This is a genomic window from Candidatus Eremiobacterota bacterium (genome assembly GCA_031082125.1).
In the GTDB taxonomy this organism is placed as follows: Bacteria; Vulcanimicrobiota; CADAWZ01; order CADAWZ01; family Ess09-12; genus Ess09-12.
Map to the genome: position 1 here is coordinate 67,516 of JAVHLM010000016.1, position 22,865 is coordinate 90,380.

Annotated in this window: 20 protein-coding genes and 1 tRNA gene; 12 read left to right on the forward strand and 9 right to left on the reverse strand. The window is 53.8% G+C overall.

Going from position 1 to position 22,865, the window contains the following annotated elements; translation table 11 throughout:
* Window positions 1–13: 13 nt before the first annotated feature.
* On the reverse strand, window positions 14–2,476 hold the full coding sequence (gene recG, locus RDV48_17595; GenBank protein ID MDQ7824620.1) for an ATP-dependent DNA helicase RecG: 2,463 nt from the start codon (window positions 2,474–2,476) through the stop codon (window positions 14–16).
* 2 nt (window positions 2,477–2,478) lie between these two features.
* Window positions 2,479–3,510: a phosphate acyltransferase PlsX gene (plsX, locus tag RDV48_17600; protein ID MDQ7824621.1), complete on the reverse strand. Its 1,032-nt coding sequence runs from the start codon at window positions 3,508–3,510 to the stop codon at window positions 2,479–2,481.
* Window positions 3,511–3,706: 196 nt separating this feature from the next.
* Between plsX and RDV48_17605 the strand changes: the two genes are divergently transcribed.
* Together RDV48_17605 and RDV48_17610 are read left to right on the forward strand one after the other, a co-directional pair.
* On the forward strand, window positions 3,707–5,281 hold the full coding sequence (locus RDV48_17605) for a tetratricopeptide repeat protein (protein ID MDQ7824622.1): 1,575 nt from the start codon (window positions 3,707–3,709) through the stop codon (window positions 5,279–5,281).
* A 65-nt stretch (window positions 5,282–5,346) separates the two neighbouring features.
* Window positions 5,347–5,616 carry a hypothetical protein gene (locus RDV48_17610; protein MDQ7824623.1) on the forward strand — a complete coding sequence of 90 codons (270 nt, stop codon included), beginning with the start codon at window positions 5,347–5,349 and terminating at the stop codon, window positions 5,614–5,616.
* Here the strand turns inward: RDV48_17610 and RDV48_17615 are convergent.
* The 4 genes from RDV48_17615 to RDV48_17630 form a co-directional block, all read right to left on the reverse strand.
* Window positions 5,611–6,774, reverse strand: coding sequence for a protein kinase (locus tag RDV48_17615; protein ID MDQ7824624.1), 1,164 nt, complete (start codon window positions 6,772–6,774; stop codon window positions 5,611–5,613). The genes RDV48_17610 and RDV48_17615 overlap by 6 nt on opposite strands.
* 121 nt (window positions 6,775–6,895) lie before the next feature.
* On the reverse strand, window positions 6,896–7,378 hold the full coding sequence (locus tag RDV48_17620; GenBank protein MDQ7824625.1) for a hypothetical protein: 483 nt from the start codon (window positions 7,376–7,378) through the stop codon (window positions 6,896–6,898).
* 96 nt (window positions 7,379–7,474) lie between these two features.
* Complete coding sequence (locus RDV48_17625) at window positions 7,475–8,197, reverse strand: MTAP family purine nucleoside phosphorylase (protein MDQ7824626.1); 723 nt, start codon at window positions 8,195–8,197, stop codon at window positions 7,475–7,477.
* Between the two features lie 4 nt (window positions 8,198–8,201).
* Window positions 8,202–9,560, reverse strand: coding sequence for a hypothetical protein (locus RDV48_17630; protein MDQ7824627.1), 1,359 nt, complete (start codon window positions 9,558–9,560; stop codon window positions 8,202–8,204).
* A gap of 317 nt (window positions 9,561–9,877) precedes the next feature.
* On the opposite strand from RDV48_17630, the gene RDV48_17635 reads away from it, so the two are divergent.
* A complete protein-coding gene (locus tag RDV48_17635) occupies window positions 9,878–11,116 on the forward strand; it encodes a serine/threonine-protein kinase (protein MDQ7824628.1) in 1,239 nt (412 codons plus the stop codon).
* Window positions 11,117–11,160: 44 nt separating this feature from the next.
* Window positions 11,161–11,811 carry a tetratricopeptide repeat protein gene (locus RDV48_17640; protein ID MDQ7824629.1) on the forward strand — a complete coding sequence of 217 codons (651 nt, stop codon included), beginning with the start codon at window positions 11,161–11,163 and terminating at the stop codon, window positions 11,809–11,811.
* 4 nt (window positions 11,812–11,815) lie between these two features.
* On the opposite strand, the gene RDV48_17645 is transcribed toward RDV48_17640, so the two are convergent.
* Entirely contained in the window at window positions 11,816–12,235 is a 420-nt protein-coding gene (locus RDV48_17645) for a hypothetical protein (GenBank protein ID MDQ7824630.1), read from the reverse strand.
* A 310-nt stretch (window positions 12,236–12,545) separates the two neighbouring features.
* Here RDV48_17645 and RDV48_17650 point away from each other — a divergent pair, with 310 nt between their 5' ends.
* Window positions 12,546–14,846 carry a tetratricopeptide repeat protein gene (locus RDV48_17650; GenBank protein MDQ7824631.1) on the forward strand — a complete coding sequence of 767 codons (2,301 nt, stop codon included), beginning with the start codon at window positions 12,546–12,548 and terminating at the stop codon, window positions 14,844–14,846.
* Window positions 14,847–14,886: 40 nt separating this feature from the next.
* Window positions 14,887–16,185 carry a GAF domain-containing protein gene (locus RDV48_17655; GenBank protein MDQ7824632.1) on the forward strand — a complete coding sequence of 433 codons (1,299 nt, stop codon included), beginning with the start codon at window positions 14,887–14,889 and terminating at the stop codon, window positions 16,183–16,185.
* An 8-nt stretch (window positions 16,186–16,193) separates the two neighbouring features.
* Here RDV48_17655 and RDV48_17660 read toward each other — a convergent pair whose 3' ends face one another.
* Window positions 16,194–17,348 (reverse strand): hypothetical protein, encoded by a 1,155-nt coding sequence (locus RDV48_17660; GenBank protein ID MDQ7824633.1) that lies wholly within the window; start codon window positions 17,346–17,348, stop codon window positions 16,194–16,196.
* A 223-nt stretch (window positions 17,349–17,571) separates the two neighbouring features.
* Here RDV48_17660 and RDV48_17665 point away from each other — a divergent pair, with 223 nt between their 5' ends.
* The 3 genes from RDV48_17665 to RDV48_17675 are packed head-to-tail and all read left to right on the forward strand — an operon-like array spanning window position 17,572 to window position 20,519.
* Entirely contained in the window at window positions 17,572–19,638 is a 2,067-nt protein-coding gene (locus RDV48_17665; protein MDQ7824634.1) for a hypothetical protein, read from the forward strand.
* 50 nt (window positions 19,639–19,688) lie between these two features.
* Entirely contained in the window at window positions 19,689–20,192 is a 504-nt protein-coding gene (locus tag RDV48_17670; GenBank protein ID MDQ7824635.1) for a recombinase family protein, read from the forward strand.
* Window positions 20,193–20,243: 51 nt separating this feature from the next.
* On the forward strand, window positions 20,244–20,519 hold the full coding sequence (locus tag RDV48_17675; GenBank protein ID MDQ7824636.1) for a hypothetical protein: 276 nt from the start codon (window positions 20,244–20,246) through the stop codon (window positions 20,517–20,519).
* Window positions 20,520–20,658: 139 nt separating this feature from the next.
* Here the strand turns inward: RDV48_17675 and RDV48_17680 are convergent.
* Window positions 20,659–20,745, reverse strand: a tRNA-Ser gene (locus RDV48_17680).
* 181 nt (window positions 20,746–20,926) lie between these two features.
* Here RDV48_17680 and RDV48_17685 point away from each other — a divergent pair.
* From RDV48_17685 to RDV48_17695, 3 genes are all read left to right on the forward strand, one after another.
* On the forward strand, window positions 20,927–21,478 hold the full coding sequence (locus RDV48_17685) for a DUF177 domain-containing protein (GenBank protein MDQ7824637.1): 552 nt from the start codon (window positions 20,927–20,929) through the stop codon (window positions 21,476–21,478).
* Between the two features lie 63 nt (window positions 21,479–21,541).
* Window positions 21,542–21,733 (forward strand): 50S ribosomal protein L32, encoded by a 192-nt coding sequence (rpmF, locus tag RDV48_17690; GenBank protein ID MDQ7824638.1) that lies wholly within the window; start codon window positions 21,542–21,544, stop codon window positions 21,731–21,733.
* 130 nt (window positions 21,734–21,863) lie between these two features.
* Window positions 21,864–22,859: a beta-ketoacyl-ACP synthase III gene (locus RDV48_17695; GenBank protein ID MDQ7824639.1), complete on the forward strand. Its 996-nt coding sequence runs from the start codon at window positions 21,864–21,866 to the stop codon at window positions 22,857–22,859.
* Window positions 22,860–22,865: the final 6 nt, after the last annotated feature.

The window sequence follows — 22,865 nt, forward strand, 5'->3', positions numbered from 1 at the left end:
TGCCCTCCCATCTTCAGTGGATTAGCGAGGCGGGATGCTGAAAGCGGTGGTCAATTCTCTGGCGGATATCCTCTCTTGCGCAGTAAGCCCTGTCTTTTTCAATGAGCTCCTGCGCATCGGTACGGGCTTTTTCAAGCATCCTGTGGTCCCGGACCAGGTCTGCAATTTTAAGGTCGGGGAGGCCATGCTGGCGGGTCCCGTAGAATTCACCCGGCCCCCTGAGGTGAAGATCTTTCTCGGCAATAAGGAAGCCGTCCTCGCTTGCCTCCATGATTTTCATCCTTTCCTGGCCCTCTTCCGTCGTGGGGTCGGCAATAAAAAAGCAGTAGGACTGTTTCGAGCCCCTTCCCACCCGTCCTCTCAGCTGGTGGAGCTGGGCAAGGCCAAAGCGGTCGGCGTTGAGAATCACCATCACTGTTGCATTGGGCACGTCAACGCCAACTTCGATGACTGTAGTGGAGATGAGAATATCACTCCTGCCCTCCCTGAAATCCCGCATGATCTCCTCTTTATCGGCGCCTTTCATGCGGCCGTGGAGCAAAGCAACTCTCAGGTCGGGGAAGAAGGAGGACTTGAGGTCCTCAGCCTCCCTGGTGGCGGCCTTTGCCTCGATTTTGTCTGACTCGTCAACAAGGGGGCATACTATATAGGCCTGCCTCCCTTCGGAGACCTGCTTCCTTACAAACTCGTACACCTTTGGCGCTTCCCTGAAGCGGCTCCAACGGGAGCTTATCCTCTGCCTGCCAGGGGGAAGCTCGTCGATCACTGACAGGTCAAGATCACCATAGAGAGTAAGGGCCAGGGTGCGGGGGATTGGCGTGGCCGTCATAACCAGCATATCAGGATGGAGCCCCTTTTTTTGAAGCTCCGCCCTCTGCATGACGCCGAAACGGTGCTGCTCATCAACGACTATGAGCCCAAGCCGGTGAAAAAGCACTTCATCCTGGATGAGGGCATGGGTCCCCACGGCCACCTGGATTGAGCCGTCTCGCAGCCTCTCGTGGACTTTCTCCTTTTCCTTCTTCGTGAGGCTTCCCTTGAGGAGGCCTACGGTGACGCCTTCAGGCTCCAGGACTTCCCTGAATTTCAGATAATGCTGCTCGGCCAGGATCTCCGTGGGGGCCATGATGCCTCCCTGATAGCCGTTTTCAATGGCAGCCTTGATGGCGCATGCCGCAACGACAGTCTTCCCTGAGCCAACGTCTCCCTGGATGAGGCGGCTCATAGGCTTTTCACCGTGAAGATCTTCCAGGATCTCCGAGATGACTTTTCTCTGCGCCCCTGTGAAGGCAAAGGGCAGTATGGATTCAAACCTGTCAACGAAATCACGGGACAGGTCGTATTTTTTCTCTTTTCTCAGGGCTGTTCTCGTGCTCTTGAGCCTGAGAAGGCCCATCTGCAGAAAGAACAGCTCCTCGTAGATGAGTCGGTCCCTGGCATGCTCCAGGGCTTTGAAGTCATCGGGGAAATGGACCGCGAGGATCGCCTCGGGCAGTCCCGGAAATCCGTAGCGGCTGATCAGCGCGGGGGGGAGCAGGTCCCTGAGAGTGCCCCGGTAAATCTCAATGCATGCCCAGATGATCTTTCTGAGCACTTTCTGGCTCAGATGCTCTGTCAGGGGGTACACTGGGACGATCCTGGCTGTATGGAGAGTGTCCTCGTCGCTCTCGATCTCGTATTCGGGATTGTTCATCTGCAGCTCTCTGAAACGCCGCTCCACCTTTCCCGTGGCGTAAAGCCTGGTCCCCTTGGCGAGAGAAGAGGCGCGGAAGGGTTGGTTGAACCACACCAGCACAAGGGGAGCACTCCCGTCGTTGATGATGACCTTGGTGATGGTAAGCCTCCGCTTTATCCGTGTCTCAGATTTCCCCACCACGGTCCCATAGACTGTCTGAAATGCGCCGTCTTCGGCATCAGCTATCAGCGACATGCGGCTCCTGTCCTCATAGCGCCGGGGAAAGTGGAACAGGAGGTCTTCAATGGTGGTGAGCCCGAGGCAGGCAAGGCGTTTCGCGAGCTGGGGACCCACCCCTTTTGCATACTGGATGGGCGAAGAGAGAGGCGGCGCCTTTTCCGCGAACCTGGCCACCATCTTCTCCTTAACTACCTTATTCGGCGGGCGGGTGGGGGCGGTGCCGGCGGGGGTGGGGGCGGTCCTGGCGGGGGTGGGGGCGATGCCGGCGGGAGCCGTTGGAGCTTTACTGTTGAGCATCTCATTGATGGCAAGGGAGCAGTCGTGGTGAATCTGCTTTCTCCGTGGGTGGGGAGAAAAACGATATTCCCTGAACTGCTCCTCGCACCATGTGAGCTTTTCCCTCATCCCTCCCGCCGCGGCAGGGAGCTTTGCCTCGCCAAGCCAGCGGAGCACAAAGGTATCAAAGCCTCCCATGACGGACATGTTTTTGAACTCCATCTTCTTCTCGAGAGAGAAAGGCTTGATGAGGATCGCGAGGCATTCTTCAGCGGCCTTAGGCATGACTACTCGGCAGAGCTCTTAACGGCCGGCGCTTCTTCCTGGGGCTCCTCGCTGAGGTCTTCCGCAAAGCGCCGGATGATGTCCTGGTTCACAATTTTTTCGGCGAGCTTCACTGCATTCTGCATTGTCTTGCTGTCGGCCCTGCCGTGGGACTTTATGCAGACACCGTTGACCCCGAAGAGGAGGGCGCCGCCGTATTCTGAGTGATCAAGCTTTTTCTTGAGCTTGTCAAAAGCCGGCTTAAGGAAGAGTGCGGCCATCTTGGAGATGTTGCCCTGTTTTATATAATCCTTAAGGAGCCTGATAAGGAGCTCGGCAGTTCCCTCCGTGGTCTTGAGGACCATGTTCCCCACAAAGCCGTCGGCGACGGCCACATCGACCTCACCGTAAAAGAGATCGCGGGGTTCCACGTTTCCCACGAAATTGAGGTCAGAACGCGAGAGGAGCTCATAGGCCGCCAGGGTGAGCATGTTGCCCTTGCCGCTTTCAGAGCCGATGTTGATAAGGCCCACCTTGGGATTTTCCCGGTTCAGGATATTTCTCGCATATATTCTGCCCATCTTGGCAAACTGCAGAAGATACTCGGGCTTGCAGTCTGAGTTGGCCCCTGCATCGAGAAAGACCGTATGCTGGCGGTACGAGGGGAGAAATACCGAGAGGGCAGGTCTCTTGATCTTCACTCCCTTTACCCTTCCCACGGTAAGGAGCACGGATTCCATCAGGGCCCCTGTGTTGCCCGCCGATATGAGGGCCGATACCTCGCCCTTTTTCAAAAGCTCAGCGGCAAGGAGAATCGATGAGTTCTTCTTTTTTCTGAGGGCAAGAGTGGGATTTTCGTGCATCTCCACGAACTGCTCGGTGTGGTGAATCGTGATTCTCTTGGGGATGCTCTTCCCCGGCATGCATTTTTTTATCCGCTCCCTGTCACCGACGAGGACAATATCACACCGGCAGCCCTTGAGGGCTGCAAATGCACCTTTCACAATCTCATCGGGGGCGTTATCCCCTCCCATTGCATCAATGGCAATCTTCATATTACTCCTCCTGCCGGGGACAGGAATCAGCTCCCCCGATGCTGCGTTCCTGTTTAAGGCGACCCGGGCACTACCTGATCATCCCTCTCTCCGGGATAAAAAAGGGTTATAGTTTTGTTTTTGAGAATATTCTATATAAGAATATTCTCTTAAAGACTTAATAAATCCTTTCAGTGTCGTGATGGTGAGGTGTACCATGGCAAGACCGCTCTCTTTCATACTGGTATTTTTTCTCGCGTTCTCGGTCATTCTGGTCTCCCCTGCTTCTGCAAAGCAGAAGAAGCTCAAGGCCATTGACCATTATTCCAACGGATGTGAGTTTCAGGGGTACGGGGCTTTTGACAAGGCGATAGAGGAATTCAAGGCGGCAATCAAGATGGAGCCCACCCTCAAAGAGGCCCATTTCAACCTAGGCCTCCTCTATGAGGTGAAGAAGGACTGGACGCTCGCCGAGGAGGAATATCAGACAATACTGAAGCTCGATCCCGCCTTTGTCCCCGTCTATAATAACCTTGGCCTTATCTACTTCCAGAGAAACAAGCCGGACAAAGCTCTTGAGTACTGGCAGAGGGGCCTCCGCCTTGATCCCAACCAACCGGAAGTATACAACAATGTGGGTATCCTCTATATGTCGCAGAAAGACCTTGACAAGGCTATCCAGTGCTTTGACGCTGCGATCACGCTCAAGCCCTCCTATATTGAAGCAGCATCAAACAAGGCCTTTGCCTACATGAAGAAATCGGACTACAAGCAGGCCGAGGAGATCTATGACAAGATCGTCAAGGATCACTCCTATGACCCGGTGGCCAATTACAATTTCGCCCTTTTTTACCTGAACAGGGCAAGTTATAAAAAAGCCGCCGAGGTGCTTGAGAAGGTGCTCAAGATACGGAGCGATTTCCCCGAGGCCCACAGCTATCTTGCAGTGGCACTTGTCCACTCGGGAAGCCTTGATCGGGCCCTCCAGGAAGCAAAGCTGGCAAAAGATCTCAAGCCCTCCCCCCTCATCATGGGCAATCTCGGCTTCGTCTATGCCTCGATGGAGCGGTACCCCGAGGCGATTACCGAGTACAAGAGCGCTATTGATAAGGATTCAAGCGTTGCCGAGATATGGAGCAACCTGGGACAAGCCTATATTGATCAGAAACAGTATGATCAGGCCATCGAGGAGCTTCAGAAAGGACTTGCCCTTCATCCCGGAATGGATCCGCTCCGCCTTTCCCTGGGGCAGGCATACGAGGAGAAAGGCGAATATGAAAAGGCCGCCAGAGAATATGAGATGGTGGCCGCCCAGAATCAATACCTTGCCACGCCTTATTACCACCTGGGGAACCTCTATTTCCGCGAGAACAAACTCCCCCAGGCACTGGAGAATTATGAGAAGGCCGTAAAAAGGAATTCGACTTATTCCGAGGCCTACAACAATATGGGAATTATTTCTCAGAGAATGGGGAACCAGAGTCAGGCCATCGGGTATTATGATAAAGCCATCGCCATAGAGCCGCAGTTTGTGGAAGCCTACAACAACCTTGGTCTTGCCTATGCGGAAATGAAGGAATGGAGAAACGCCATCAACTCCTGGATGAAGGGCCTCAGCATCGACGGGAGCTATGCCGACATCTACTATAATCTCGGCACCGTCTATGAGCAGATGAAGCAGCCGGTGGAGGCGGTGAAATACTATTACCAGTTCCTTAAGCTCAAGCCCTCCCTGGAAGATGCGGCAAAAGTGAGGAAAAGAATAGAGCATATTGAAAGTCAGGCCCAGTAGGGAGATGACTGATTCTCGCCGGGACAGGACTGGTGAACCTGCCCTGGTGCAAAGGAGGAGTGCCAGTGGGAGAACAGCTTACTTACAACTGGATTGTCGTAAAAGGCCAGAGGGGATATACTGCCCATTGCCCGGAGTTCATGATTTCTGTTGATGCGGAGAGCTCCCAGACAGCTAAAAAGGAGCTTGCGAAGGAAGTGGCCGAGTTTCTGAGGGAAGCCCTCAAGGACAGGCAGTTTCTCTCAATTGTCGAGGATGGGGGCTTTACTAAATCAGACTCGGGCTGGCTCCCTCCCCGAATGGAAGAAAGCGGCACTGAAAAGCTCGAGTTATAACCCTTTGCCGCCACGGGGAAGGAATAGCGCCTTAAGCTCACCCCTGTCAAGCCAAAGGCCGCACCCTTCAGGGCACCTGTCCAGCTCTGTATGCGCTGCTTTCCGGTGGTGAAAGGTGTGCATCAGCGTGCCGCACCGGGGGCAGCAGAGGCGCCTCATGGTGAAGTCATGATTCTCCTTCGGCACAGGTGTCTCTTCCCAATACTCCTCGATGAGCGGGTTATTCTCACCGTATATGAAGGGCCCTCTCCTTGAGAGTTCGCGGGTGCTGCACCATATCCCCCGGCAAAGAGGGCACCCCTCAAAGGATGTCGATCCGGCCTTCAGAGAGTCCATGACCACCCAGCAGAGAGGGCAGAACAGCAATTTTTCCCTGCCGGCGGAGAGGGCGGCGGCCCCTGCGAGGTGATGGCGGAACTCGCTGATGGTGCCGATGCGGCTCTCGCGCTTAAGCTGGGTGGCTTTGCGGATAAGTGCTGCCACTGCCTCGGGAAGAGCGGTGTTGATCTTTGCTGGATCTTCAAAGATAAAGGGCTTTTCCGAGGGGTTCTGTCTGGTAAAGAGGTAATGGCAGAGAGCTCCGAGAGAGAATACCTCCGATCGCTCATCGGTCTGCCGGCATCCATAATGCTCCGGTGAGGCGAATCCCACGGTGCCGAAGGCCACGGTATCGGCCTTCTTCCCCTTTTTCACGATTCTTGCCGAGCCGAAATCGATCAGCTTTGCAATCCCCTTCTCTGACAGTATGATATTGGAGGGCTTCAGGTCGCGGTGTAGTATCTTTTTGCCGTGAAGATAGGAGAGAGTGGCACAGACCTGAAAGATGATCCTGTAAAGCGGGACCAGGTCGGGGGGGGGAATCTCCTTTAAGGTGGCATCAAGGGGCTTCCCTTTGATGTAGTCTTCAACGAGATATACGCGGGAGTGCTCTTCAAAAAGGTCGATGACGCAGGGAAGATGGGGATGGAAGAGCTGCGAGAGTATGGAAAACTCTTTCTCGAGTGCTTTGGAGCCGTCTTTGCCGCCCTGTGCTGTCTCCTTGATCACGATGTCCTTTCCATGGGGCCTCATCAGAGCAAGGTAGACAACGCTCATGCCCCCTTTGCCGATGAGTGAGACGATTTCATAGCGTGAGCGGAGTATTGTGCCGGGAACCATCTCGCGAGGCCTGCTCTTTCGAGAAATAATGCCTTGTCGCCTGGATGGTTCCATGGCCCAAGGCACATTCTTTTCGCATGCTTTCCGATGGCCATTCCTGACCCTCCGGGGGCAGGAACGCCTATTTCATGTCCTGGTATATCTTTTCCACGAGCTTTTTCTCTTTGCCGTAGTCCTCTTTAATCCTCTGGAGGGCTTCCCTGAAAGGCATCGCCTTGTCCCTGTTATCCATCCAGCTGTAGTATGCGGCGTCGTAAAGGTTGCAGGTCTTCTTCATCTGGAGCTTGACCAGTTTTTTCAGGTGGAAATAAAGGTCGGCATACTTGTCAGGCACTTCCTTGTTGAAAAGGTTGGGCCAGTTGGCATAGGCGTCCATGTTGGCCTTCTTAAGCCTCTCAACGACATGGATGGGGCGGATTGTCACATTGCCGTTCTTGGCGATGTCACTGAGTTCGGCGTCTATCCTGTCGTTCTCATTGATGACCTGTGCTGCTGCTTCGAGATAGGTGGAGGGGGCTGTACCCTGTGCGAACAGGCGGGATGGGCCGGCGAGTGTGATGACACACGTGAGAACGAGTATCAGAATAAGCCTCTTTTCTCCCATGGTATGACCTCCTTGCTGATTATTATCAATATTTCGATATTTTCAAGCTACATAAAGGTTCTTGATTTAGTTCTCCACTTTTTCCGGAACCCCTCCTTATGAGCCGGGACCTTCCTGGGAGAGCCGTTTCACGAGCCTGAAGAAGATATCCTTCATGATCTCAGCGCTCTGGCCGGCCCGCTTTCTGATCTCATCGTTTGAGAGAGGCTCATCAGCGAGGCCATGAGCGTAATTATCGACAGAGCAGATGCACCCGTAACTGAGACCCAGTTCCTGGGCGGCGGTTGCCTCACCTGCCATGGTCATGCCCACCACGTCGGCAAATTGGGAGAGGTAGCGCACTTCCGCCCTGGTCTCAAGGCGAGGCCCTTTCGCCTGCACATAGACCCCCCAGGGGATAAAGGGGATGCCGGCATCCTGAGCGGCGTCCATAATGTGCCTTCGCATTTTCTCGCACAGGTGCGGGGTGATATGGGTGAGCGAATCATTGAAAAAGGTCTGGGTGTCCCAGAGATTGATATAATCGTCAGGAATGACGATGCTCCCCGGCGGCAGCGTTTTTTTCAGGCTTCCCACGGAGCAGACGCCAAGAATTGAGGTGACCCCTCTCTCTTTGAGGGCCACCATGGTTGCCTGGTGGTTAATCCTGTGGGGAGGGATATTCATCCTTGTGCCGTGTCTCGGGTTGAATACGGCATTTTCCGTCACAATGAGCTCAGTCTTCCCTTGGCTGCTCTCATGCATGACAGGCGATACCCCTGAAAACAATATGTGCTCAAGGAATACTGTTCCACCTATGAGAGCTAGTGGCGATTTCATGAAGTTACTCCTTTATCTCGAATGTCACATGCTTTGTGAGAAGAGCCGTGCCTTTCTGATCCTTGGCCGTTGCCTCGAGGACATACTTGCCGGGCTTTATTTTTGCAGGAAGCTTGAAGATGGTGCCGCATCCGTCGGTAAAGATTTTGTCGTGGAAAGTAAAGAGCGTTTTCATGGGCTCACCCTGGGGATAGACGATGAAGGCCACTCTCTCCACAATCCCCGCGCGGTCACCGAGATCGGCGTTGATGTAAAGGTCTTCGTCACCGTAATGGACTGAATTGGCGGCAGGGACCCTGATGGTGAGGGCAATCACAGGCTTGTTTACCATAATGCTCTCCTCATCGGCTGCCAGGGGAGGAGCCTTCTCATCGTCGCCCACGGCCTCTATGGCAATGGTATGGGCGCCGAAGGCAGTCTCGTAAGGGACCACGTATTCAGCTGAAAAGCCCCCGAGGAGCTTGGTATCCTGCGCGAAGGGAGCGGGCTTTTCCTTTTTTTCCTTGGTGGAGGGGAATAGATAGAAGAGCACTTTTTTCACTTTTTTTGCGGGATCGCGCAGCTCACCGTACATATGGATTTTCTGGCCGGGATAGAAGGCTCCTCCCCGCCGCGGCTCAATGATGCGGAGCTGCACCTCGGGCTGCACGAGAAGGAACCGGGTCTTGGCTTCGGCGACGGCGCTGCCGCCCTCCTTGCTGTCAAAGGCCCGGAGGAGCACTTCATACTCATCAGGGGGGGCCTTGGGGAGGAGGATTTTTGCCCTGCATCCTCCCTCAAGCCTGGTGTCAGAAAATGAAGGCTGCTCCTGTGCCTGGGATGAGGCACGGTAGACGAAGAAATCAACGCGCTTCACAATGGCTGCCCTGTCCTGGAGGGCTCCTGTTATAAAAATCGGCTGATCGCAGTAAATCTTCTGATCGTTTCGCGGCGCCGTGATGGTGATGGCCACCTGGGGCTTTTTCACCTGGACAGGGACAAAGACCTCTCTTCCCTTCTTGATGCCGTTCTTGTCGAAGGCCTGGGCGCTGATGCGATACCAGCCTTCGGCAGCATCAGCGGGGACCACGTAGGTAGTGTACCATCCGTCAGCGCCGTTCCTGTCAAAAAAGAAGGGCTCGGCCGGGCGCTTTGTGTTGGGAGGGGCAACATAGAAAGCCACGCCTTTCACCCGCTCATTGAGATCCCTCACCTGGAGGTTGATGAACAGCTTGTTTCCCGGGTAGCAGATGGCGCCCTCAATGGGCTCGATGAAAGTGATCCTGACCTCGTATTCCTGTGCCGGCAGAGGGAGCGCAAGCGAGGATAATAAAAGCAGAGTAATGAAGAGAAAAAATGGGGCGCTTGCTTTTTTTATGTTCACGGTGTTTCCTCACTTTACCTGGTATGATCTGCAAGCATTCAGCCCCCTCAACCCCCGGCCTCTTGACCCCCAAAGCCAGGTTTCTTCAGGAGACTGAATGGTTACACAAATTTTTCAATTCGAGGAAGAGGAAAAATCTCCTTTTACGCCGCCTTCTGTCCCTTCCATGAAAGGAATTTGATCAAGCTCCTCGAAATTTATATTCGCGCCCACTATAAGCGCTATGCTCCCGGCAGTCGGAAATTCAGATTAGAAAAACAATTCAGATTGTATAGTGATGGCGTCTGATATGCTCTTGAGGAGAAAGGATCCCCCTGATGGGCGGAAAGGATATTTCAGAGCGGCTGCCCAAGGGCACCGTCATCAACAGCAGGTACGAGATTCTCCGCTACGTAGGCGAGGGAGGACAGAAGCGCGTCTATGAAGTGAAAGATCTCAACGGTACCATTACGGTCCCTGTAGTCATCAAGGAGATGAAGAAGGCCAGCACTCAGGAGATGAACCTTGTGAGCATGCAGCTCTTCGAGCAGGAGAGCATCATACTCATGAAGCTCTCACACCCTACTTTCCCCAAGATATATGACTTTTTTGTGGACCAGGGAACCTTTTACCTCATTCAGGAGTATATCGATGGCGAGGACATGGACCGGGCTCTTGCCAAGGGTATTTTCTCCGAGGAGCAGGCCTTGGACTATACAATGCAGCTTGCCGCCTTTCTTGACTATCTCCATTCAAATGTCCCGCCCATCATTTTCAGGGATATGAAGCCGGGAAATGTCATGATCGGGAAGAACGGGAAGCTTTATATCGTTGACCTCTCAGGGGCGCTCCTCCCCGGCATAGGAAAGCAGGCCGAAGCGGTTATAGTGAAGACGGCGGGATATTTCCCCCGCGATTACCAGAATGCCTGCGAGGCCACCGATATCTATGCCATCGGCGTCACTCTCTACGAGATGCTCACCCGCCACCCGATCCACAAGGCTGGCGTGAAGCTCCCGCCCCTTAAGAATATCCGTGATGGACTCTCCTTTGAGACAGAGAACCTGGTGAACAGGCTTGCCCTTTATGGAAAGGCCTTCCGCCTCGGGAAAGCCTGGGAAGCGAAAATGGAGAGCGAGGAAGCGCTCAGGTCGCTGAAGAAATACAACAGGATTCTTCAGAAAGAAGGCTTTGCCGCATCGTTCTCCCGTTTTTTCCATGAATCGCACGTAAAGTACCTGAGGCCCATGGGCTCTCTCATATTCCTGCTTCTCATATTCGGTATGTTCTTTATTCCCCATATACTCCATAGATTTTTTAACAGCACTCTTCTCGTTAACGTGATCCCTGCCTTTTTCCTCTATTGCTTCAGCGCCTTCGCTCTCCTTATGTATATGATATGGACGAGGCTCTTTTCTTCCCACCCGGGCCTTTCAAGAATTTACCGCCTCTTTCACTCGAAAATCGCGTGGTTCGGAGGCCTCCGTCCCATCACCCTGCTGGTGGCAGTAAACTTTTTTATAATCAGTGCCGTTTATATCTCTATGCTCATGCTTCTTCTCTCGGTATGGAAATGATGGTGGAGCATGGTGCGTATCGATTGACATGAAAGGTGGAGGAAATGAAGTTTATAAAGCATCTGGGTTTTAAGACCGCCGCGTTTCTTTCGGTCCTCTTCATTTTTTTTGTGCTGCTCATAGTGTTCTGGGCGCTGAAGCTCCTCTCTGTCTGGACCATGGTAGCCTTCGGCATAGGGTGCATCATCTTTTTCGCCCTGAATGTCAAAGATAGAAAGGACCAGCTCAAGCGCCAGGGTGAGAAACTCGTGGAAAAGGCTGATGGCCTCATGGCAAAGGCTGAGATCAAGGGGGCCATGCGCGATTATGAGAAAGCCCTTGAGATGGCCGGCCCTCATATAGGTGCCTACCTGGGGCTGGGAAACTGCTACCGCTCCCTTGGTGACAATAAAAAGGCCCGGGAGAATGCCAAGAAAGCCCTGGAGTTGAAGGCTGACTCACCTGCGGCCCTCTATCTTATGGCCGTATGCCTTCTCAGGGATGACGAGCCCGACAGGGCTCTCAAGAATCTTGAGAGCGCCGTGCAGCTGAACCCCGATCTTACCGATGCCTATCTTCTCATGGCGGAGATTCATTCAAACCTCCAGAGGAAAGAAGACGCCCTCAGGGATTACTCCATCTACCTTGAGAAATCAAAGGATGAAAAGGGGAAAAAGCTCGTGAGGGAGCGCATTGAAAAGCTGAAGGCAAAATGAGGGGTTACCGCTTTTTCGGCTTTTTCTCCGTCCTGAGGAACTCAAAGCTCTGGAGCACCGTGGTCACCAGGGGAAGCTCGCGTTTGAGCACCGCCGATTTTCCCGATGCGGTCACGGTACAGATCCATCCCCCGGGCGAGAGGGCTACAAGGTAAGTATTGGTAATCTCCTCGTCGCTTTTTTTCTGGCGGGTCTCATAGGTGAAGCCTCTTCCACCTGCTATGGCGGCTTCTCTTGGTTCAAGTCCCTCGTTCTTCTTGCTCTCCATAAGTATGGTGATGTACTCTTCATGTTTCACATCGACACCGAGAAAGATGCAGTTGAGCCTGAAAGAGATTTTCCCATTGATATCAGTTTCGTACTGCCAGAGCATCCTGCCGGGGGAACTGCTTTCCAGGACTGCGCTCTGCGGTATCTTAAGCATGCAGTGTGCCGCTTCGTTCACATACGGGGCAAGGGAAGCCTCGAAAGGTGCCTCGCAATGCACGGTGCAGGTCGTAATTAAGATGAAAAGAAACAAGACAAGAATTTCCGGGAAGGTTGTTCCCGTCCTTTCAGGCTGAGCAGGAAGCGGGGGGTGATGCCTGTGCATTGCCGGCAGGATTTATCCAGGTAAAATTGAAATAATGGTAAAGTTTCTCTTCCCTGGAGAAAATCCCTCTGTTTCGGGACAGAGGGCGCACCTCCGGGCATGGTGAGCCTGGAGGCAGCGAAAAAACGTTAAGGGAGTGCTTATGGACCATTCCTTTCTTATAAAGAAATACCAGAACGAGGCCCAGAAAAATCCGAATGATCCCCAGAGCTATTATTACCTCGGCCTCCTCTACAACGAGCAGCGCGATTACCAGATGGCCACCTCTTATTTTTCCCGGGCCAACTCTGTCGATCCCTCCTTTTTCCCCGCTCATTACCACTCGGGCCTGGCTTACGCATGCCTTGGCAAGCCTGATCTTGGCGCCATGGAGTGGGAGCTCTCTCTCAAACACAATCCCCGCCCCTTTGATGAGCGGGAACCTGAGGCGCTCCCTTTTGACTACAATGAGGCGGGCCACGCCAAGAAGGCCATTACGGAGTGTCTCCAGAGGAAAAAGATCCTTCCCGGTGAATCGCAGCCTTATTATTTTCTGGCCCTTGCCTACCTTGTGACGGGCCAGCTCCCCCTTGCGAGAAAGGAGCTTGAGGACCTTCTTGTCCTGGAGCCGGCCTTCATAAAAGCCTACCATCTGATGGTGGAGCTCTATCTCAAGCTGAAGGAGCCGGCCAAGGCCATCGATGTCCTCAAAAAGCTGATAAAGCAAGAGCCCAGCTCTTTCGGTGCGCACTACAAGCTCGCCCAGCTGCTGATGCAGCAGAATGAGGTTTCGACGGCAGTTCCCGTGCTCCAGAAGGCCCACCAGCTCAAGCCCAACAATGACAGTGTCATCATAGAGCTGGGAAAGGCTTATAAGCTTCAAGGCAAGGAGGATTACGCCAGGGCGAGCTATCAGAAAGCCCTTGACCTCAACCCCAAGTGCGCCGATGCCTATTTTGAGCTGGGCCTCCTCTACGAGGAGAAATTTGACTTTTCCACCGCTGCCGACTATTATCAGAAAGCGATCTGGATAGATGAAAAGAAAGGCGAGGCTTATTCCCACCTGGGAAACATCAGCAAAAGGCTGGGCAGAGTTCACGATGCCATTGAAAACTTCAAGAAGAGCGTGAAGTTTTTCCCCAGTGACTCATACCAGCATTACCAGCTCGGCGAGGCATATATTTCCATCAAGAAATACAGGGAGGCCACGGAGGAGTTCAAGCAGGCCATTTCCCACAATCCCAAGGACGTATACAGCTATATCAACCTGGGGATTGCCCTTTCGCGGATTGGTGAATATGATGAGTCGCTTGACGCTTTCAGGAAAGCCCTGGAGATCAATCCCGAGCTTGTAGATCCCTATTACAACATGGCCCTCACGTACCTCAGGATGGGCCATCTCACCTTCGCGAGGGAGTATATTGAGAAGTTCCTGAAAATCAAGCCCAACGACACCTATGCCCATTTTGCCCTGGGGAACATCCACCTGCGCTTCGGCGATCTTGATTTTGCCATCCAGGAATACAAAAAAGCCATTGACAGCTATCCCGATCACCCCTATGCGCGCTTCAACCTCGCTTCAAGCTATGCGCGGGCAGGCCAGTATGATCTCGCGGAGAATGAGTTTTCAAAGGCTCTTGAGCACAACCCTCCGGAATCGGAAGACGAGATGATCCTCTTCGCCACCATGGCAAGTTATCACACCATCCTGCAGACGCTTGCCAAGGCCATTTCAGAGCTCAAGACCTATTTCCAGCTCTATGAGGATGCGAAGATCAGGTATCAGGGCGAGGAAAAGGTGAAAAACAGGATTACCGAGCTCTTCAAGAAATTTCTCCCCGAGACGGTGGCAGAAGGGCTTATCACCCAGGAGGAGGACCTGGGCGATGTGCAGCGCGAGGTGACCGTCGTATTCTCTGACATAAGGGGCTACACGACGCTCACCGAGATAATCGGGGCCCGCGATGCGATGAAAATCCTCAATGACTATTATTCCAGCATGTCCAAGATCTCCACAAAGTTTGGAGGCACCCTTCTCTATTTCCAGGGCGATGCCCAGATGGTCATTTTCGGCGCCCCTCTGGAGGACAGGGATCACCCTCTCAATGCCCTCCGCGCCGCCATGGAGATGAAGACCCAGGTGAGCTACCTCTCTGACAAGTGGTTCAAGGATCAGGCCAGAAAGTTTGAGATTGCCGTGGGCATCACCACGGGAGACGTGGTGATGGGTTTTATCAACGACGGCACGCGCCTGCAGTACACCGCAATCGGAGATACCGTCAACGTGGCCGCCCGCCTCCAGGACGTGAGCAAAGAGCACAACTCGGCAGTGATGCTCAACGAGAAGGCATACGAGAGGGTCAAGGAGCACGTGACGGCCCAGAGGCTCGATTCCATTCACCTGAAGGGGAAGAGCGAGTCCGTCAATGTCTACAAGATAGAAAGCGTTTCCTTCCCGTCATAGGGGAGGCGCAGGATTCCTGACACGAGAGGTGCTGGTCATCATGGCAATAAAGCGACAGAAGAATACTGAAAAACGCCTCAAGCAGCTCGAAAGGCTCATGGAGGTGAACCTCTATCTCAATTCCACGCCCACCCTGGAGACTCTTCTCAGCAAGATTATCTCCGTGTCCAAACAGATACTGGAGTCGTACAGCGCCTCCATACTGCTTGTCGATGAAGACCGCGGCGAGCTCTATTTCGAGATAGTCTACGACCGCCGTGACGAGAAGACGCTCCAGGATGAAAATGCTCTCAAGAAAGTGGTCCTCAAGATGGGCGAAGGAATCGCCGGTTACGTGGCGCAGACCGGTGAGCCTCTCATCATCAACGATGTGCAGACCAATCCACGGTTCTCCTCCAAGGCCGACAAGATGACCGGCGTCGTCACAAGGAACATGATAGCCATTCCCCTCCGCGCCAAGGACCGTATCATAGGCGTGATGGAGGTAATAAACAGGATTGAGGGAGATTTCAGCGAGGACGATCTTCCCATTGCCCTCGCTCTCGGCAACATTGCCACCGTCGCCATAGAGAATGCCCGCCTCTATTTTGAGACGGAAAAGAGCCTGAGACGCCTGGCAAAAATGGAGGCCTCGAAATACCAGCTCGTCACCCTTCTCTTTAACGCCCTCAGGTCGCCGGTGCTCTCCATCAAGGAATACGCCGAGTATGTCCTCGAGAACATGGAGGCCGTCACTGCCGAGAGAGTGCAGGATTTTGCCGGGATGGCCCGCCGTGAGGCGACCACCATTCACAAGATGATAAACGATCTCTACGTGATAAATGAGTACGACGACCTGGTGAAGAAGCTTTCATGCGAGCCCCTTAATATGGCTGAGATACTGAAGTTCCATGTAGAAAAAAGAATGAAGCTTGACCATGGGGTGGCCATATCGCTCCATTTTTCCCAGAACACCCCCCTGGAGCACTATGTGGTGCCTATGGACTATGAAAAAATTGAGCACTGCATCCAGCATCTTCTGGATGTGTCGGTGAAAAATGCCTCTCCAGGTGAGCCTCTCAAAGTGACGCTCAATGCAGTGGCTGCCACGCGGGGGAAACCAAGGGGTGTGGAGCTGGAGATTGACAACGGGGGACTTTCCCTGCCGGACAACCTCTGGCAGCTTGTCTTCAAAACCTTCGAAGATGGCGAGGGGACAGGTTCCCCCTCTCTGGAGGCAATAGGCCTCGCCCTCTTCATCAGCAAGAAGATAGTTGATGCCCATGGGGGGGAGATTTCCTGGGAGAAAAAAAGACCCAGGGGCTCGAGGATTCTTGTCTTTCTGCCTTCAGAAAGGTAAAGCTCCCCTTACCTGCCAAGGGTCTTGAGAAACTGGGCAGCCTTTTTGTTCCCTGACTCGGCAAGCACGCCAAGCATCTCGCGCCTTCCCTGGAAAGAGGGATCACCGGGCGGGAGGCTTTTGAGGGCCTCTATGGAGGCATCTGCGAGCCTGTCGGAGCTCATCTCCCTCGCGGTTAAGTCCTTGAGGGGAACGGGCATGCTGCGGGAACTCTCAGACTCTGCGGCAGAATCCCCGGCGCTCGCGCCCCCGCCTGCCGCGCCGCCCGGACCTATCATCCCGCCGCCCATGCCGCCGCCCGCGGGGCCTGGTATCGGTTGGGCCTTTTGGGGAAGAGCCGAGGATGTTTTCATCAGTCTCGACTCCCCCTGGGCGGCGCCGCCCGCCATTGAGTTATCCCGCTTCGGTGCCCCCGCCTCCTTGCTGTCTTTCATGGCTATCAGCTTGTCCGAGGTGCTTGAGGGAGCCTCTTTTTCCATAGTCATTGCCACGACGCCTGATTTCTCGATTTCCACGGGGTCCGCAACAAAGCTCACCCTGGAGCTTATGATGTAGGCGTTGAAGGTGACCCTGCTCCTGGCGGTGCTCTTCAGTTTGAGAAGCCCCCTGATCTTCCTGTGGGATGTCGGCTCGAGCTGGCCCACGGGGATTTTGGTGACGCTCTCGTCGGCCGACGCGAAGAGGATAAGGTCATTCAGGGCCTCGCTCTTCTGGAGGTTCTGGATGCTGACGGTAAACTCGAGCTTCTCGCCGTAGATTCTCTCCGGCACCTGGAAGATTGCCGCAATGACCGTGGGAGCTGGTGCCTGGGGCTTTTCCCTTGTGAGGGGCTTTTGCACGAAGTATTCGATGAGGCCCCCAATGGCCGAGGTGATAATGAAGAGGAGGACCCCCGCGGCAATGCTGATGGCAGGCCAGTACTTCCTGTTCCGAAGCTTCCTGCGGATGAGGTCGTCCACGGCAAATCGCCCCGTGTAACCCTCTTCCTCGACGATGGCGGCAATTTTCCCCCTGTCCTCAACGGTGACCTCAAAGCCGTCATCCCTGAGCTCTCCCTCAAGGGCTTCCTTGAGTTCATCGAGCGTCTTGAAGTGCTTTCTGGACTGCAGGTCTTTCAGCGCCGTTCTTATTACGAATCTGGTAAGCTTCTCCTCCGAGGCCATGTGATCCCCTCCCTTACAGGAACTTCCAGGCTGCCGGTCTGTGTCTCTGGAAGGATAGTCGCCGGTCCCTGCTCCCTCTTCCCTGTTTACAAAATGTTAACATGGGGAGTATTATTGAGTCGCTCCCCTCACTCCTGCAGAGGAGGGAGAGAGGGAATCGGGCCTCTGTGCTGAAACTCTTCCAGGAAAAGGGTGCGTCACGGCGGTGAGGAAGCATGAGAAAATGAGAAAGGCGAAGGTCATGACCAGTGAGCGTTTTATGAGCAGCAGGAAGAAGATTCTCTCTCAGGTGGCTTTGGTGCTTTTCTTTTTTTTTCTTGCGGGAAATGGAGGCGGACCTGTGGCAAGACCTGAAAATGTAAAATGGCCTCCGCGGTCGTACCTTGTGTATTACGGCAGCTGGGACGATGAGACTCTTTCCAAGGCCTGGGATTATGATCTCGTGATCCTTCACCCCGGGGCCGGCCTTGCCAACATAAGCCCAGAGCTTGTCACGAGGCTCAGGAACGGGAGAAACGGCATAGCGGGCGATGAGGATGACGTGCTCTGTATCGCCTATATCTCCATCGGTGAGGATGAGGAATCCCCCGGGGGGCCTGGAACGCCGGGGGAGAGGGGCCCGGTACACTGGGATGAGAAAAAGGGCATTATTTATGGTGACAATGATTACCCTGCCCGCTATGTTGACGAACTGCGCTATGTGCTCACCGGCAGGGGGTTCATGAAATGGCTTCCCAGCGGCCTCCCTGAGCTCGTGAAGGGTCATGACGGAATTCCCGACGAAAACGGCAAGTGGAACAGCTATTATGTATATGCAGGCGACAGCCAGTGGAAAGCGCAGATCCTGGCCACCATGGCAAGGCTCTCCGGCGAGTTCCATGTTGACGGCTTCTTCCTTGATACCCTCGACACCGCGTCACCGTGGGGAAATTACGGGTGGATGCAGAAGGATATGGCCTCTCTTGTGAAATCCATAAGGAATGCATTCCCTTCAATGGTTATCATCGCCAACAGGGGGCTGTTTCTCTTTGAAAAGTACGGCGCCCTCATGAAATCGAGTATTGACGGCCTTCTCTTTGAAAGTTTCGTGACCGAGTGGGACTGGGTTCGCGGCAGGGGTATACAGAGCCCCTATCTTGAGTCAAATGTTGACATACTCCGGAAGACGGTCCTTCCGTGGGCCCAGGGCCCCGATGGCTTCTCTCTCTTGTTCCTGAACTACCTTGCGCCGGGACAGAGGGATCGCTTTGCCTTTGTCTATGACCAGGAGGCCCTTCTCGCCGGGATTCCCCACCTCGACGCGGTGTCCACTCCGGATCTTCAGAAGGTATACGGCCCTCCCCGCTGGTACATGGATGCTCCCCCGGCAGGGAGTTCCCCGCCTTCCTTTGACCGGTTTGCCGTCAAGGGGAAGGAGAAGGGGGAATGCACACTTCTGTTCACTGTGTCATCAAAGGGGAGGCTTGAATATCAGATGGGGCGCGAGGTGTTCCTCGACGTCCGTTCCTCTGAACAGGAAGTCCCTCCTGAGAAGATCCCCCTTCTCAAGCCTGTGGAGATCCGTTATGATGCCATGGCGCTGCGGAGTGAAGGCGATACTTACCATTTTTCCCTTGACCTGTGTGGCCTTGAGGGGGGAAAGACCCGCTATTTCTATGCAAGGCTCCTTGCACCGGGAAACCCCTTCCAGTCGCCCCTTCAGACATGCTCCCTTCTGATGCCCGACGATGAGTATCCCGATGTGCTCTCCGAGGTGAGCGCTGAAGGGCGTGAAGCATCGGTGTATCTGACATGGAGCGCCGCTCCTCCTGGAAATTCCTACCGTATTTATTGCGGCCGGGACCAGGGGAGCCTTGAGCATGCAGACACAGCTGCAAAGCCGGGTTACCTCGTGAAGAGCCTGGAGAATGGGAAGGCTTATTGTTTCACCGTCACCGCTGTCTCGGGGCGGGGACTTGAGGGGGGCATGGCGCCTCTGGCCTGGGCCATGCCGGTAAAGTGCACCCCCCCTCCCTCGCCGACAGGCCTCGTCCTGGAGCCTAAGGGCACCACGCTCACGGTAAGCTGGAGAGAGTCGTCATCACCCGACGTGGTGTCCTGCGGGGTATATTGCTTCCGCTCGAAGAAGGGCCTCCGCCTCCCTGTCATAGTAGAGAAGGGAAAAAGCAGCATTCAGTTTGAGAAGCTTCTGGCAGGCGAGGAATACACGGTCTTTGTCACCGCTCTTGACGGCAGTAACAACCAGGGAGCGCCGAAGGAAGTGAAGAGGGTGATGATCCCCCGCCATTGAGACACAGTGCAAGAGAATACTGGCCCTCTCATTTTACTTGGAGCCATAAGGTGGTCAAGGAGACCCACTATGATAAAATAAGGCTGCCCTTTTCCCGGGACCGCCAGGAGGAGCGTGTCAGGGCATACTGCGTTATGGCAGGGCTGGAGATAGTCGCCGTCATCCGGGAGGAGGGCGTGTCTGCAGGCAAGATGCTTTCCAAGCGTCCCGGCGGGATTGAGCTTCTGAACCTCATCAAGAGAAAACAAGCCTCCCACGGGGCAGCCCTGAAACTTGACCGACTTTTCCGTGATGCAGAAGATGCTCTTGATGAGTCGAATGTCATACCACGGGCTGTTGTGAAGTGGATTATTGCCGGGAAGTTGAAGGCATTAAAGTTCAGTGGTGTCTGGAGAGCAGAGAAAGAGGAGTTTCAGGCATTCCTGGAAAAATCAAGGTTCAATCCTGACAGCAAGCCTGAGTCAAATAAGAGAGCAAAGAAGCAGGCTATCGCGCGTAAAAGCAAGCAGGGATCTTGGTTTCAGGAATACACTCAATGCATCAAGAGAATATAAAGATAGCAGAATCTATATACAGCCAAGGACAGAGAAAAGGAGGTGAATAATATGGGCAGCAGCGGAACTCAAAGAGAAATAGCGGATATGGATAAGAAGGGTGACCGTCATTATGAAGCGTCAAATAAATTACTGTTCCCTCCAGATGTGGCAGAGGCTTTAATGGCCGCAATGAAGGCCAATGAACTCTCTCCCGAGCAGGCAGCAGAAAAGATAGGAATACCGCTCAGTGCGGTTATACTGATATGCAAAGGCGGCTCACCGAAGGGTTCCAGGAAAATAAAGGCAAAAGTCAAGGCATGGCTTGCCTCAAGTGAGGGAAAATAGTCCATCATCGAGCACACACGCAAGGGAGGCCCTGGCCAGCGTCAGGGCCTCTTCTTTCTGTCACTTGGCACAATTCAGGCGCACACTTCAATGCCGGAAACACGAAAGCCCGCATACCTTTCGGTGCCGGGCTTTTCAACGGAGAGTGAGGGATTCGAACCCCCGGATGAGTTGCCCCATCAACGGTTTTCAAGACCGCCGCAATCGACCGCTCTGCCAACTCTCCACCACACAGTGTAGCAGGTGAGTTCCCCCATGTCAAGGGGGCGTGCAATTGTTGCCAATTTGTAAATATAAGCGACAGTCCCTATTTTTTCTTGACTTTTTGGAAGTGAGCATTTATAATGATGGGTAATTCTTCCGGCAGGTCAGGGGCGAATCCTGAAGCCGCTCCAGAGGGAGCTTGCATGGACATCGAAGTCAAGGAAATTCTGAAACTGATTGGCTCAAAGAAGAAGGTCACGGGAAAAGAGCCTCTCGCTCTCAATGGGGAGGGCATTAAGGAGACCGTCGATGTCGCTTATGATCTCGAGGTAAACAATGCGGGATCGAGGCTTATTGTGAAGGGCACTCTCGATACGGTCGTCAGGCTTCAGTGCAGCCGGTGCCTCGAGAGCTTTCCGGAGAAGTTCCATGTCATGATACAGGAGGAATTTCTTCCCGAGGACAGCCCTGAGCTGAAGCGCAAGAGTGATCTCAACCTCTCCGATCTCAATGTCTTTGTCTACAAGGGCGAGAAGCTTGATGCAGGGGAGATAATGAGGCAGAACATTCTGGCGGCTTTCCCCATGTGCCCTGTCTGCAGCAGTGAATGCAAGGGCCTCTGCCCCGTGTGTGGGGAAAATCTCAACAGCAGAGCCTGTGGATGCCCCACCGAAAGGAGGGACCCAAGGCTTGAGTCCCTTGAAAGGCTTCTGGGGAAGCCACCTCTTGGAGAAGGAAAAGATGGGAGAGGGTGACGGGAGGATTTGGAGGAAAGAGGGAGAATCTTACTTATTTAATGTGTGAAAGAGGGTAGGAGTATGGCTAATCCAAAGTACAAGACATCTCATTCAAAGACCAGGAGGAGGCGCGCCAATATCAGGCTTGTTATTCCCAATATATCGGAGTGCCCCCAGTGCCACGATCCCAAACTGGCCCACCATATCTGCAAATCATGCGGATATTACAAGGGCCGGGAAGTCTTCAAGCTTGAAGATATAAAGAAGGCGTAAGAATCGCCGTGTGCACGAAACGGGAACTCCCGGAAATACCTGGCGGACAGGAAAAAATTCTATGGTATACCAATCATAGAATTTTCTGCATTATAAGTGAGAATCCGTCATACAAGTAAGAAGGTGAACCATGACAACGGTAAGATCTGTAGGAATATTAGGACTCGGTGCCTATGCTCCCCCCAAGGTTCTCAGCAATGCCGATCTTGAAAAGGTTGTCGATACCTCTGATGAATGGATTACTACAAGAACGGGCATCAAGGAGAGGCGGATTGCCGAGAGCGGTACCGCAACCTCTGATCTTGCCGTGCAGGCCGCCGAAATTGCCATAAAAAACTCCGGCGTCAAGCCTTCCGAGATACAGCTTGTCATAGCGGCAACGGCATCTCCCGACATGCTCTTTCCCCCCACGGCGTCAATCGTCCAGAACCGCCTCCATATCTCCAATGCAGGAGCCTTTGACCTGGAGGCCGGCTGCACCGGGTTCCTCTATGCCGTTTCCGTTGCCTCCCAATTTGTTGCCTGCGGCAATTACGAAAGGGTGCTGGTCGTGGGCGCCGAGGTGCTCTCCAAGTTTCTTGACTGGGAGGACCGCTCTACCTGCATTCTTTTCGGAGATGGCGCAGGGGCCGCTGTGGTAGGTCCAGTTCCCGAGGGCACCGGCATCCTCTCGTTTCACCTGGGCTCTGACGGCTCTACAGGCGAACTTCTCTGCATGCCTGCAGGGGGCTCGCAGATGCCTCCCTCGCGGAAGACCGTGGAAGAAAAGCTCCACTATGTAAAAATGAAGGGGAACGAGGTGTTCCGCCACGCCATTGTAAAAATGGAGGAATCAGCCAGGATCGTGCTGGAAAAGAGCGGCCTCACCATCGATGACATTTCGCACTATATTCCCCATCAGGCCAACATCAGGATTATTGAAGGCGTCACCAAGCGCCTTAACGTTCCGGAACACAAGCTTTACACCAATCTCTCGTCTTACGGGAACACTTCCTGTGCTTCTATTCCCCTCGCGCTTTACGAGGCACTCCAGAAAGGAAAGATCAGGCGTGGTGACATTGTCCTTCTGACCTCTGTAGGCGCAGGGCTCACTTGGGGTGGGATGGTCATAAAATGGAATTATTGAGGAGGT

Coding starts and splice junctions, on each gene's coding strand:
- RDV48_17640 (MDQ7824629.1), top strand. CDS start 11,161: ATGAAGTTTATAAAGCATCTGGGTTTTAAGACCGCCGCGTTTCTTTCG.
- RDV48_17655 (MDQ7824632.1), top strand. CDS start 14,887: ATGGCAATAAAGCGACAGAAGAATACTGAAAAACGCCTCAAGCAGCTC.
- RDV48_17625 (MDQ7824626.1), bottom strand. CDS start 8,197: ATGAAATCGCCACTAGCTCTCATAGGTGGAACAGTATTCCTTGAGCAC.
- rpmF (MDQ7824638.1), top strand. CDS start 21,542: ATGGCTAATCCAAAGTACAAGACATCTCATTCAAAGACCAGGAGGAGG.
- RDV48_17645 (MDQ7824630.1), bottom strand. CDS start 12,235: ATGCTTAAGATACCGCAGAGCGCAGTCCTGGAAAGCAGTTCCCCCGGC.
- RDV48_17620 (MDQ7824625.1), bottom strand. CDS start 7,378: ATGGGAGAAAAGAGGCTTATTCTGATACTCGTTCTCACGTGTGTCATC.
- RDV48_17615 (MDQ7824624.1), bottom strand. CDS start 6,774: ATGGTTCCCGGCACAATACTCCGCTCACGCTATGAAATCGTCTCACTC.
- RDV48_17675 (MDQ7824636.1), top strand. CDS start 20,244: ATGGGCAGCAGCGGAACTCAAAGAGAAATAGCGGATATGGATAAGAAG.
- RDV48_17650 (MDQ7824631.1), top strand. CDS start 12,546: ATGGACCATTCCTTTCTTATAAAGAAATACCAGAACGAGGCCCAGAAA.
- RDV48_17605 (MDQ7824622.1), top strand. CDS start 3,707: ATGGCAAGACCGCTCTCTTTCATACTGGTATTTTTTCTCGCGTTCTCG.
- RDV48_17685 (MDQ7824637.1), top strand. CDS start 20,927: ATGGACATCGAAGTCAAGGAAATTCTGAAACTGATTGGCTCAAAGAAG.
- RDV48_17695 (MDQ7824639.1), top strand. CDS start 21,864: ATGACAACGGTAAGATCTGTAGGAATATTAGGACTCGGTGCCTATGCT.
- plsX (MDQ7824621.1), bottom strand. CDS start 3,510: ATGAAGATTGCCATTGATGCAATGGGAGGGGATAACGCCCCCGATGAG.
- RDV48_17665 (MDQ7824634.1), top strand. CDS start 17,572: ATGAGAAAGGCGAAGGTCATGACCAGTGAGCGTTTTATGAGCAGCAGG.
- RDV48_17660 (MDQ7824633.1), bottom strand. CDS start 17,348: ATGGCCTCGGAGGAGAAGCTTACCAGATTCGTAATAAGAACGGCGCTG.
- recG (MDQ7824620.1), bottom strand. CDS start 2,476: ATGCCTAAGGCCGCTGAAGAATGCCTCGCGATCCTCATCAAGCCTTTC.
- RDV48_17635 (MDQ7824628.1), top strand. CDS start 9,878: ATGGGCGGAAAGGATATTTCAGAGCGGCTGCCCAAGGGCACCGTCATC.